The following is a 12597-nucleotide window of genomic DNA, read 5'->3' on the forward strand; positions in this document are numbered from 1 at the left end:
ACCAATTTAACCAGCTAATTTTATGTTTATCTAAAAATTCTAACCAACGCTTAGACTCAGGCAAAAACACACCACCGTTGCCTGAAGCATCGCTTACTCCCCACTCCGTCACAAAAATAGCTGCGCCTTGAGCCATGGCTTGCTGAGCACGTTGGCGTAAGCTTGCTTTATGACTACCAGCATAAAAATGCAAGGTATACATGATATTATTAAAACTAAGCGGGTTACGAGCAGCCACATCGACTACTTCAAGTACTTTCTGTTTTAATTGTTTGTTTTTAATATATCCATTACTACTAGGGGCTGTATACATAGCAGCTCTTACCACAGTCGCCTGCCAATCATCACGCAACCATTTAATGGATGACTTATTCATAAACTGACCAAACCACTGCAATCCATGAGAACTCATACCTTTTAATTGAACCGGTTTACCTTGTTGGTTAACCAACTGACCGGCTTCCACCCGTAACTGACCATGTTTAGCCACTGGGGTTTTCCCTGGTATAGGGTTAGGTGGTACTGGGTCAGTAGTAGCAACCACTTCAAACCAGTTAATATTGAACTCTCGGTCATCCATGACGAGTTTGAGTTGATGATTTCCTTGAGAGAGTTGTACAGGCTTTGAGGTAATCGTTTGCCACTGCTGCCAACCTCCCGTTTCATTAAATGATAATAATCCTGTTATATCATGTCCGTTAAGCTCCAAGTGAAACTGACCACCGCCAACCGCTGAAGCCACCCGAAATTTAACCTGGTATTTACCAGTCTTCTCAACCTTAACTGAATAATTCAGCCATTCACCTGGCTCTATCCAACCGACGTTATAACCACTGCCTTCATCCGTTGTTTTTTCTATATCAACACTGGTTGGATTTAATTCCCCACCTAAATTATCAGGTGTCGTATCATAAAATTGACTAAACTGCTCTGCTTGTATTTTTCCTGGCAGCTGGTGAGCTGTCACAGGACTATCACTGGCATATACTTTTATCTCTTTAAGCGATATACCCCATGTTGTTGCACGCTTATCTGCTCGTAATCGAAAATATCGTCCTTTACCATTAACGACGATATCCTCTTCCCCACCTTTCCCCTGACGTTGTTGGTAAAGGTTGCGCCATTGCCAATGGTCATCCGACACTTGAAGGGTATATTGGCTTGCATACGCTTCTTCCCAAAATAATTGAACACGCTTGATCGGCAAAGATTTGCCTAAATCAATGGTTATCCACTGGCCATCACTAAACTGACTGGACCAGCGAGTATCAAGATTGCCATCCACCGCAAAGCGTGCATCCAATTGATAGTTTTCAACAGAAGAAGCCCAAGCTGGCTTATTGAGAGAAATAGGATTAGCCTTTGCCAGTGTCGTAAGAATGAAAAAGGCTACTAAAATAATATACAAAAATCGTAGGGTAACACTTATCCAATGTGTGGGTTGACGAAGAGTAACAGTACTCATTGCAATAGTCTCCTGATCCTAACGGGTGAGACCAGCATAGCGAAATCACCATTACAATACTGGTAAACATAAAGCAAATTTAGCTCACAAATACTGCCTATTTTTGGATTTGTGAAAGGTATAAACAAAGTGAAAGGAGTATTTGTATGACTGCTTACCTCCAAAAAAACATACATATTCAGTTAAAAACTATATTAACCAAAGATACATTAAATTTTAGTTAAAATAATATTTTAAGTTTCATTCAAAGAGGTGCTGAATTCAAATAAATACTGAAGCGTAAGCAGCTAAGAGGAAAAGCTGATTTTTTATACATTAAGAGACGTACATTACCAGACCAAGATTATGTTCAGCAGCATTAAAAATAAATGATTGCAATTTCATTAAATAATTACGTAAATAAACTATCGACTCATCTCTCCCCCAGCTTTCCCACTCTACTGGGTAGATTGCTAAGGCCATCCACTCCTGACAGTCAAAACGTTCAAATAAGTCAACCTGGTCAACCTTGCTGATCGCTGTAGCAATGGTTTGGGTTTGGCATTCATCAAACATTCTAACGGGGCCATAACCAGTATCGGTCTCTGGCACAGGTACCCCTCCATTAATGATAAAGTTCATTGGCGGCTTTCCTCCCCATACTGAATGGGTAAGTAAATAATGCAAGCCATGCCATGCTTTACCAAACTGCTCACGAATACCTTCTCCTTCAACATAATCAAAATCTGGTGCTGGTGCAGTATCATCAACTAGTTGATTACGCTGAGGAAAGCGCATTAACTGAGTAAATTGGCTGACTTCATACCAAAAATACCCTGGTTCATCAGGTGCTAATACCCGCCAGATTAAAGGCGGGTAACCCAAAACAGCCTCAATGTGTTGTCTACCTAGCGTCGTAATTTCAAGACACATGGTCATATCCAGCAGTCCCTTGCTAATGAGTACCTCTAATACTGTCTAACAATAAGGCCTTTCCGCATCTTCTGTTCAAGCAGCTGCCAACGCGGCAAATAGAATTCCTTATTGCCTTTTAGCCAATACTATTTATATTAGGCTATGTTTTTTAAATGCTCTTAAAACACGAATAGAAGTACAGACATAACATGACAACTAATCAGTTCAGGGTAAAACTAACTGGCTATGCAGCAGGCAATAAAGGCCAGTACTATGTGGAAACAGACTTTGCTAAGCTATTCAAAATTTCCCATGACAAAGCAAAGACTATCTTTAAATCAATTCCTTATACAATCAAAGAGAATTTAACGGCAACAGAAGCCGACCAGTATAAAGCCGCTATTGAGCAAATCGGTGCAACTTGCGTCGTTGAAAATATGAAGCATAATCTGGATGGTTTATCCATTATTGATGATTAAGCAGATAAGGTAAGGGGTTGTCAGGGGATATCCAGTTCCCCTGTTTTATAAGTATGTTATGAATCTTTTACATCAAAGTTTATTAACGTAAGTTAATGATTGTCTGGGTGACAGTATCTTCTGTTTCTATGGTTTTTGCATTTGCTTGATAGTTACGCTGGGCAATAATCAATCCCACTAACTCTTCTGCCACATCCACATTAGCCTCTTCCAAAGAGCCTGCTCTTAGGCTACCTAAAGTACCAGTATTTGGTGTACCTATCACAGGCACGCCTGAGTCAAACGTTTCCAACCAGGATGTTTTTCCAATTGGCTGTAAGCCCTGAGAATTAGCAAAATTAGCTAACGCCACTTGGCCTAATGTAGTATTTTGCCCATTGGAATAACGCCCGAATATAATACCGGTTTCACTCACACTCAAGTCTGTCATTCGCCCAACGGTGTAACCATTTTGAGACAAACTCTCAACAGCAAAGAGGCTACCAAACTGAGTAGAGCCAGTAATATTAAAAACAAAGTTAGAGCTAGTGGGGGGATCAGGTAACGGTAAAATATTACCACCCGAAGCTACGTTGAGAGGTTGTAATGCATTAATCGGATTACCTGCACTATCTAGAGGTATCCAGTTAGTAACAACTATGGGGCTAGAGGTAAGTAGATTTCCATCTCGATCAAACTGCACTGTAAATCTAGCTCGGGTGGCGGAGCCACCTGAAACAACAGGGTCTCCAATATCTTGTCCATCAATCAATAGATACATGCTCCAGTCAGCAACATTAGGCGTTAATGGGTTAGGATCTTCTTTTACAAAATAAGATGATAAAGTATGGGAGTTGCCCAAGCTATCAAAGATCTGTACTTGAGTCGCATGGTTATAGCTAGCGGGCTTCGTTGGGTCAAACTCATTTTCAGCAAACGGAGTATAGGTGATAGTTGTCGTATTAAAAATATTCGAAGTAGCTGATCCAATTTGTGTATCATTTTCAAGCTGCAGCGTAATTTCCCCCCCAACAGTTGCCGTATTGCCATCATTGACAGTAACAGCTCCTCCCGCATTTGTAAAAGCAGAACCAACAGCTCCCTGAACAGCCACATTGGTCCCAGTATTGCTCACTGATACAGTAATATTATCGCCTGAATTATTATATATTCTGATTTCATTAGGTGCAGATGAATCAATTTGTGCACTAATTCCATTTAAATTAGATATGGCCACTGCTAGTTCATTCACATTATTGACAGAACTTAAGCTAACGGCTTGATTATTTATGACGATAGATGCCCCAACAGGTGCAGAAGAACCAAGTAAAGCTGCAATATTAGCTACATTAACTTTTACTCGCGTATTCGCTGATGCACTCATGATTCCATATTGTTCACCATTACTGACCAGCTCACTGGCAATAGCACTGGCTTGCATGTTGGCCGCACTGGGAACATTTAAAGTAGCTTTTGTTACCGGAGGGGTTTGAGAGATATCCTGTAAAACAAAACTACCAGCACTATAACCATTAATATTGGATAACTGCGCATTAGCAACAACAGCCGTATTATTCGACGTGGTTATACTCCCCCTTCTAGCCAAAACTTGTTCTCTGGAGTCAAGGTTAAAATCAATATCAACCCCACTGGTTTGACGAGGGTCTAGATATTGTGCATTAATCTGTAAATCAGACAATGCTCCTGGAATAATAACGCCAGAAGCGTCTGCAACAAAGCCTTGTAAAAAATCTCCTGTATTTGTCACTATATAACCGTCTTTATTCAAACTAAAAATACCTTGTCTAGTATAAGCAAGACCGTTTGGATTTTTCGTGACAAAAAAACCACCACCATTAATTACCATATCTAAATTGCGATCAGTTGATCTTATATTACCTTGGCCAAACTGCTGAGCAACTGTTTGCACAAAAACCCCATTACCGGCTTTGCTATTACCTCCCCCCAACATTGCTTGAGAATATAAATCATGAAATTCAGCTCTAGATCGCTTAAAACCAACAGTGCCTCCATTGGCAATGTTATTACCAATCACATCTAAATCTGAGCTGGCCGCCCTTAAGCCACTGAGTGCGGTATTAAATCCCATTGAGTACCTCCCCTGGTTATGGGCATCACATGTCGTCAACGCAACTAATATTACTATACCCTTCACATAGAGTATTATTTAATTCGACTATAGCTGTTGAGTATTTGGGCAAGTAAATGATATTTTTACTCCTTTTCTAAACAAGATCTATCCCTTTAAGTTGTCTAATAACCCAGCCTGAAACTATGAGGTATAAGGTTATATATCAATATAAGTCACAATATGTATAAGCAATAGCTGTTCCATAAACTAATTTTGAATAAATTCAAAACATTAGCCAAATTCAGGTGGCAAGTATTTTCCGCTTATTTACACCCATCACGATTCATTTTTAGGTGTAAATTAAAGCGGTATGTACTCACTGCGAAGGGTTTTTTAGGCGAGGCCATCGAGCAATGAAACCCCAGCCGTTTAGTAAACCAAATGACTGGGGTGAAGAGCGATGGTAACAAAGCCCAAAAATCATTCGCGAAGAATATATCAATAAATGTAACAAAGCCTTCATCGATCAATAATTTTTCTGTTAACTATTAACTGATAGTTAGAGGAACCTTTCGTAAAAACGCTATCACAGAAATAACTCTTTAAAGCTACAGTCTAAAGAGACGCTCTAATACAAAAAAGGCCAGTCATATACAATGACTGACCCGATAAAAATACTAATTTTAAAGTAAAAATATCACTATTTAATCAAACGAATAGTGAGTGGATAACGATAGTTTTCTCCTTTTGAAGACTTAATTATCGCAACCACAGTGACAACTAGTCCATAAATAAATAATATTGGCATCAGTAATAATCCGATCAACACCCAACTGAGTACCAGTAATATTCCAAACGCAATCAACATGGTGATTTGAAAGTTTATTGCTTCTTTACCCTGGTGATCCACAAAACCAAACTCATCCTTTTTCATCAGCCAAATAACAAGAGGCCCAAGGACACTACCAAATGGAATCAGTAAACCTACAAAAGCAGCCACATGACAAAACATTCCCCACTGTTTTTCCTCATTGCTCATGTCAATAATACCTTTCATATCACCGCCTCAATAATGATGAACTTGAGATACTCAAATAAAACTGTCAACTCTCTTCTTTACTACCCAAGCAGCCCCCTTTTAAGGGGTTTACATCTGTTGAAATCCCATTTTATCACGAAAGACATAATATGTCAACACATTACCTGTAAGATCATTTCTGCAAATGATTAATGATGAACTATGCTTAAACAGGATCACCCAAACATCAGGCTACTGCAGCCAAGCAGTCTAATGAGTTTAGTAGGGCCTACTATAGCTAATGTGAGGGGAATATAGAGTGGACATTGAAGAGTTATTAGAAGACGACAGTGAACAAAAGCGCCGCTATCCTCGCAGACCAATTAAATGGAAAGCACTGATAAAAGATACTTCTCAAGATAAAGTGGTACCTGCAACTACTGTCAATGTTTCAGAACAAGGCGCACTTTTACAATCAATATTCTGCTTTAAAAAACTACAACTGCTCCCCATTATGATCAAAGTGAATTACCAAGGAAATAAACTAACCATTTATGCTAAAGCAGAAGTCAGGCATATTATCATTAGAACCTATGATTTTCAGTTGGGGTTGCTATTTAAAGATATTCAAAAAAATGACCAACAGTTTCTATCCCGCTTTGCTGAAGGTATTTAAGTAATAATGAGTTATAATAAAACACCCCATTCGTTGATTATAACACTTGCTATTTTATTGTTAACCTTAGCAAATATTTCAAGGGCCAATAAATGGCAACAGGTTAAAAACAAAGAAGGAGTAAAAGTTTACACTAGAGCAATACCAGGCTCTGAAATTCACGAATTTAAAGGTGTAACCACTATCAACACCAGCTTAGCAAGTCTTATTGGTGTATTGGATGATGTTAGTGCCTGCCCACAATGGGTATACCAATGTACGCAGCCAACGCTTATCCAGTCAGTTAGCTTCAATGAACGTTTTGTTTATCAAGTGAATGATTTTCCTTTCCCCTCAAAAAATCGAGATATCATCTTACATGCAAAGTTAAGCCAATCACCTTCAACAAAAGCAATCACTATTCAGCTACGCGCTGCACCAGACTTTTGTCATAACAATAAAAAAGCTATCTGTAAACAAATCAATAAATCCAAATTAATTCGCATTAAAAAGTCTAAAGGATTTTATCTGATAGAACCCTTAACTAAGAATAAAATACAAATAACCTGGCAGCACCATGCAGAGCCAGGTGGTGACCTACCTACTTGGTTAGTTAACAATTTAATTACCGACACCCCTTTTTATACACTAAAAAAGTTAGCTCATATTGTACAGAAAAACAAATATCAAACAGCAAGATTAAAATACGATACAAAAGGCCTTATTGTCGGCTTTGAGGTTAAAAACTGGTAATGAATACATTATCTTCAATAAATCGCTCCCGTCAAAAGACTCCCAAATTATTGGCTTATTCGATTATCACTCAACTAGCTTTCACATCCTTTATATATTTAAGCTTTCTCTTTAGCAATAACAGTCAGGCAGGGAATATTAACCCACTCTGCACCGAAGATGATGTATTATTAGGTGGCCAATTATCAGAGCCTTATCATACCCGCTTAAGGGATGGTTTAGTTGATCAATACCTACAACTCATATTTGAAATGCTTAATTGCCACTTAAAAATTATCAGCCTACCTGCTGAGCGGGCAATATTAGAAGCCAATAAAGGAAAAATTGATGGAGACTTCGTCCTACTATCGGATATAGATAAAGCCAGCTACCCAGAGTTACTCAAAGTAACACCCAGTTACTTTTCCTTTTTTATGGCTTATGTCAGCTTTGATGACATCAAATATGAAGAGCTAGCCAGCTATCGTATTGGTGTAATAACTGGCATGCCTATTGCCGCTGAGTCACTCAGTAATATCAAAGTGGTTAGGGTCAAACACTATGAGCAACTAATCGAACTTCTTCGCCGCAAGCGTCTTCATGTTGCCGTATTACCTATTGCTGTTGCTTATTACTATAAAAAGATCGCATGCTTGAACAACTTAAAAATTGAAGTCAAACCTGAACTAAAAGTAAATTTATATATTTACTTAAATAAGAAACGAGCTAATTTAGTAGAACCCCTTAGCACGGCTATCTCAGAATTCAAACATAGTAAAAAATACCAAGAACTAGTCAAAAAATTCCTTAAAAAAGGCTTAGAACTTAGTGCTCCAAGCTGTGAGTAAGAATGCAACTAAATAGTAAAAAATACTCTTGCAAATCAGCTTTTATTGAATATCATGCAAATAGTATTGGTATAGCCTAGCGATTTGACCATTACGCCTCAGTTCACCTAACTTATCATTGATAGATTTAAGTTTACTTAAACATGCCGACTGTTTAGAAAACAAAATATAAACATCAAGCTGGGTAACCTCTTGATCAAGAGGAATAATCACTTCACTTAAGCCATTGTTTTTCGCTGCTGCGATGCCATCAAACTCAGCTAGAATGACATAATCTGCTCTTCCTTTTTCTACCATTTTCATCATTAACTGATTACTTTTAATTCTGCCAAGCTGAAGATACTGCTTATCATAATGATCAAAGAGATCCCCATAACTTCCACCAAATGGCCTAATACCATGTTTACCTATTAAGTCTTGTAAAGTCTTGAAGGCAAACTGATTCTCTTTATGAACAAAAAGCTTAATCGGTTCAGCAATGATAGGAGCACTATATATAAACAGCTTTGCACGTTCATTATTATAATAAGCGCCAAAAATTGCGTCTATTTTATGTTTTTTTAAATTATCAATAGTCCGTGTCCAAGGAGAAATAGGAGCAGACACTAATTTAATATTCAGCGGTTTTAAAACCTGTAGCATAATGTCATATACCAATCCACGATACTGCCCTGAATCATCAACAAATGATATTGGCATCCATCCGCTGGCCCCTGCGTATTGAATCTGCTTACAATGTTCTTCAGCAAAGGAAAAGGTTGTGAAAAATGAGACAACAAGACACCTATAACAGTATTTAACTATTTTACATTTTATACAACACATATCATTGAGCTTGTTTAGAAGCTCTGTTAGTACACTCACTATATTATAGCTAAGCAGAATACTACTCTAGTCAGCACTAATCAAACCAGGCAACCTGATATTTCTGTGGCAAATGGCCTCCTTCATAATCAATTCGCCCTTCAGCATGCACCCCATCCAACAATACCACCTGTCTAACCATCTCCGGAATCATTTCAGCACCCACATACCGCCCTAAACATTGATGTTCACCATAACCAAAGTGAAATTGATGATACCAATTTCGACCTGGCTTAAACGTCTCTGGATCATCAAATGCCCGCTCATCAAACATAGCCGACTGGGTAACCGCTAAGACATAAGCACCTGCTGGAATGGTTGTTTCACGATCAGTACCTCGTGCAATTACAGCTCCTGTCGTAGCCTGCCTAAATAAATACGGTGAGATTGGTACGAAACGTAAGGTTTCCCAAACAATATCATCAAACGCTGTAGTGTCTGTCTGTGTTGCAGTACTTTTCGCCTTTGCTAACCAATCAGGATGGTCTAACAAATGCTGAACAGACTGAGCCACAGCTTGTGATGTGGTTTCAATAGCGCCAATTAACAAGCCGCCTGCATTAACCCCAACCCGTTGTAGGTCAAATTCAACCGTATCTGCAAAGTGACTGTGTCAGTGCCAGTGCTAAAAGTCCTATGATTGCCAAAATAAAATGTCCTCTCATTAAATCGACCATGCTGTTAGTGATATCACCAACACTGGAGTGTGGTCATGCTGTGCCAGGAGGACTATCACATGATAATCCACTTACATCGCCAAGGGATTTACCAAAAAGATATTGCTAAACGTGTAGGCTGTTGTGAAAGAACAGTAAGGCGGGTATTACAGCAAGGTGGATCGCCGCCATCAAAATCGCGCAAACCAAAACCCAGTAAACTCGATCCTTATAAGCCAACGATTGATCGTTTATTGCAAGAAGATGTCTGGAATGCAGTGGTTATTTTTCGTGAAATTGTAGCGCTAGGTTATGATGGCAGCACCAGTTTGTTGCGCGCTTATATTACACCGAAGCGACCATTACGAAAAACAAAAGCAACGGTACGATTTGAAACCCCACCAGGGAAGCAGTTGCAGCATGACTGGGGAGAAATCGAGACCCTCATTGCAGGTCAAGTAAAGAAAATTTATTTTTCAGTTAACACTTTAGGTTACTCCCGTCGTTTTTATTTTTGGGCAACAGAGTGTATGGATGCGGAGCATACACTAGAAAGCCTGATTCTCAGCTTCCAATGGTTTGGTGGCATTCCACAGGAAGTGCTTGTTGATAATCAAAAAGCCTTAGTATTAGCCCATAGCCCAGGTGGTCATGTCCGTTTTAACCCACGCTTTTTGGATATGGCCAGTCACTATGATTTTATGCCAAAAGCCTGTCGTCCAAGGCGCCCGCAAACCAAAGGCAAGGATGAACGGATGGTGGGGTATATTAAGCACCACTTTTTCCAGCGTTATCGCCAATTTGACAGCCTGGATCATTTAAATCAGCAGGCACAACAATGGTTGCAAACAGAAGCCGATCAGCGTATTCATGGCACCTACAAAGCGCCCGTGATGGAACGGTTTCACCAAGAGCAAACGGCGTTAATTCCCCTTCCTATGCAACGTTATGACACCAGTTACCGTGAAAGTCGCTTGGTCAATTGGGATGGCTACATTGATGTATCGGGTAATCGCTATAGCGTGCCGGACTCTGAAGTGGGTAAACAAGTCATCATTCGTATTAGCTTAGACGGTGAGTTACGTATTTATGATGGAGAAAATCATCAACTTCTGACGAGGCATTTACTGCAGCCGATACAGCAAGGATGGCAAACACAAGCAGATCATCATCGTGCTCTCTGGGCTCAATGTACCGTAGAGCAACGTAGTTTAGCCATTTATCAGGAGGTGATCGATGAACCTCTGCCAACTATTTGAACGACTCCGGTTTGAATATTTACCCCTACAGCTTGATAGTGTCTGTGAACAAGCCACACAACAAAGCCTTAATTTACAGGAGTTTTTAACCGAAGCATTGGAAGTGGAATGGGCAGGCCGTTATCAAAAAGGGCTAGAAGGACGGCTCACGCAGGCCCGATTACCATGGGTTAAGTCATTAGAGCAATTTGATTTTAGTTTTCAGCCCAGCATAGATAAAAAAGTGATTCGTCAATTAACCTCACTTCGTTTTATTGAGCAGGCTGAAAATGTCGTCCTACTTGGTCCTCCCGGTGTTGGTAAAACCCATTTAGCCATTGCCTTAGCGGTTAAAGCGGCTGAAGCAGGCCAGCGTGTGTTATTTCTTAGCTTTGAACAATTAATGACAAAACTCAAAAAAGCGGAATTAGAAAATAGGCTGGATCGTCAGTTACAACAATTAATTTACCCTCGGGTACTCGTGCTGGATGAAATTGGCTATTTACCATTAACTCATCAAGAAGCGAGCTTGCTGTTTCGCTTAATTGCCAGACGCTATGAAAAAGCCAGTATCATCCTGACGTCAAATAAAAGCTTTATTGACTGGGGTGATGTGCTAGGTGATCAAGTGATTGCAACAGCCATTTTAGATCGGCTTCTTCATCACTCAACGACAATCAATATTAAAGGAGAAAGCTATCGACTGAAAGATAAACGTAAAGCAGGCATATTAACAAAAGTAACAAATGCGACTAAATCAAAAGAAGAGGCATCATAATGGTGCTAAAAACCGGACATTTTAAATTGGCAAACAGCGGACTTTTTAAGTTGGCATTGACAACTGCGAATCATTCGAGTCACAATATCATCATTTAGCACTTCAGGCTTTTCACCCATTAAGTGCTGCACTAACTTACGCACCCCATACCATAAAGCAAGAATAATATTGGTTGCCTGCTCAGACTTTACTGCTAACACACGACGCACCATTAGCTCCGTAATATATTTAGCTAAAGCGGTACCCGTTCTTTCATGTTGCTCTCGAATATATTTTCTCTGATCCTCAGTGTGGCTATCAAACGGTTGATTATAAAAAGTATCTGCCTGGATCCAGTAAGACCACTCAATCAAATCTTCACGATCAACCCCAGTTAAACCAAAATAATCTTGTACTAACGTTGCAGGCACCATCCGACAATAACTACCAACTAACTCCATATTGCCCGCTGCTTGACTCAATAAATCAATGCAAGTTTCTCTTACCATGGAACGCACCCGAGGCAAGTCATTTCGGTTCAAAAAACCTTGCATGATAGACTTTTCACGAGTATGAAAAGCATTATCATCATGAGACATTAAATAATTGTCCATTTTAGGTTCATACAAACCAACCGTAAAAACCTTAGGTTGATTAAGCACCTCTACACAGTCATCTAAACGAGTGACTAACGTTGCTTTAGGAGTAACAAGAATGGGGCGATCATCTCGCAAGGCTTTAAAAAAAGTTAATGGCTCATGGTCAATCCATTGCCTTACTAATGTAAATTTTTCGTCATCATCAGCTGCATCCAACTGAGTCAAATAACTACTTGTACTTGGTATTATCCTGCTGGTTTCAGCATTACTAGTAGCATTTAGTGTAGCTAATTGATCAGACATGGGTAAGCGCCAATTCTT

At 39.5% G+C, this 12597-nt stretch carries 12 protein-coding genes and 1 pseudogene; 6 read left to right on the forward strand and 7 right to left on the reverse strand.

Annotation, left to right across the window (positions count from 1 at the left end):
* A partial coding sequence (locus OQE68_RS30455; protein ID WP_289623785.1) for a carbohydrate-binding protein occupies positions 1 to 1465 on the reverse strand: 1465 nt, incomplete at its 3' end.
* A 315-nt stretch (positions 1466 to 1780) separates the two neighbouring features.
* Positions 1781 to 2383, reverse strand: a complete 603-nt coding sequence (locus tag OQE68_RS00015) for a YfbM family protein (RefSeq protein ID WP_180571380.1) — start codon at positions 2381 to 2383, stop codon at positions 1781 to 1783.
* Positions 2384 to 2568: 185 nt separating this feature from the next.
* Here OQE68_RS00015 and OQE68_RS00020 point away from each other — a divergent pair, with 185 nt between their 5' ends.
* On the forward strand, positions 2569 to 2838 hold the full coding sequence (locus OQE68_RS00020; RefSeq protein ID WP_180571379.1) for a ribosomal protein L7/L12: 270 nt from the start codon (positions 2569 to 2571) through the stop codon (positions 2836 to 2838).
* Positions 2839 to 2920: 82 nt separating this feature from the next.
* On the opposite strand, the gene OQE68_RS00025 is transcribed toward OQE68_RS00020, so the two are convergent.
* Both OQE68_RS00025 and OQE68_RS00030 read right to left on the reverse strand, forming a co-directional pair.
* Positions 2921 to 4927, reverse strand: a complete 2007-nt coding sequence (locus tag OQE68_RS00025) for a flagellar hook-basal body complex protein (RefSeq protein WP_180571378.1) — start codon at positions 4925 to 4927, stop codon at positions 2921 to 2923.
* A gap of 682 nt (positions 4928 to 5609) precedes the next feature.
* Entirely contained in the window at positions 5610 to 5966 is a 357-nt protein-coding gene (locus tag OQE68_RS00030) for a DUF4870 domain-containing protein (RefSeq protein WP_219340224.1), read from the reverse strand.
* Positions 5967 to 6246: 280 nt separating this feature from the next.
* On the opposite strand from OQE68_RS00030, the gene OQE68_RS00035 reads away from it, so the two are divergent.
* From OQE68_RS00035 to OQE68_RS00045, 3 genes are read left to right on the forward strand one after another with little or no spacing between them, the layout of a single operon-like run.
* On the forward strand, positions 6247 to 6603 hold the full coding sequence (locus tag OQE68_RS00035) for a PilZ domain-containing protein (RefSeq protein ID WP_180571377.1): 357 nt from the start codon (positions 6247 to 6249) through the stop codon (positions 6601 to 6603).
* A gap of 6 nt (positions 6604 to 6609) precedes the next feature.
* Positions 6610 to 7335, forward strand: coding sequence for an START domain-containing protein (locus OQE68_RS00040; RefSeq protein WP_180571376.1), 726 nt, complete (start codon positions 6610 to 6612; stop codon positions 7333 to 7335).
* The gene (locus tag OQE68_RS00045) at positions 7335 to 8162 is read left to right on the forward strand and encodes a substrate-binding periplasmic protein (RefSeq protein ID WP_180571375.1); all 828 of its coding nucleotides are present in this window, start codon (positions 7335 to 7337) and stop codon (positions 8160 to 8162) included. Before OQE68_RS00040 ends, OQE68_RS00045 begins: the two co-directional genes overlap by 1 nt.
* A gap of 42 nt (positions 8163 to 8204) precedes the next feature.
* Here OQE68_RS00045 and OQE68_RS00050 read toward each other — a convergent pair whose 3' ends face one another.
* Entirely contained in the window at positions 8205 to 9026 is an 822-nt protein-coding gene (locus OQE68_RS00050; protein WP_266195397.1) for a substrate-binding periplasmic protein, read from the reverse strand.
* A 37-nt stretch (positions 9027 to 9063) separates the two neighbouring features.
* Positions 9064 to 9603 (reverse strand): annotated as a pseudogene (locus OQE68_RS00055) (cytochrome P450); the annotation flags it as partial.
* Positions 9604 to 9738: 135 nt separating this feature from the next.
* Here OQE68_RS00055 and istA point away from each other — a divergent pair.
* Together istA and istB are read left to right on the forward strand one after the other, a co-directional pair.
* Positions 9739 to 10941, forward strand: a complete 1203-nt coding sequence (gene istA, locus OQE68_RS00060) for an IS21 family transposase (RefSeq protein ID WP_180571876.1) — start codon at positions 9739 to 9741, stop codon at positions 10939 to 10941.
* Complete coding sequence (istB, locus tag OQE68_RS00065; RefSeq protein WP_180571877.1) at positions 10919 to 11698, forward strand: IS21-like element helper ATPase IstB; 780 nt, start codon at positions 10919 to 10921, stop codon at positions 11696 to 11698. Before istA ends, istB begins: the two co-directional genes overlap by 23 nt.
* Positions 11699 to 11703: 5 nt before the next feature.
* Here istB and OQE68_RS00070 read toward each other — a convergent pair whose 3' ends face one another.
* A complete protein-coding gene (locus OQE68_RS00070) occupies positions 11704 to 12579 on the reverse strand; it encodes a cytochrome P450 family protein (protein WP_180572087.1) in 876 nt (291 codons plus the stop codon).
* Positions 12580 to 12597: the final 18 nt, after the last annotated feature.

The organism is Spartinivicinus marinus, assembly GCF_026309355.1.
In the GTDB taxonomy this organism is placed as follows: domain Bacteria; phylum Pseudomonadota; class Gammaproteobacteria; order Pseudomonadales; family Zooshikellaceae; genus Spartinivicinus; species Spartinivicinus marinus.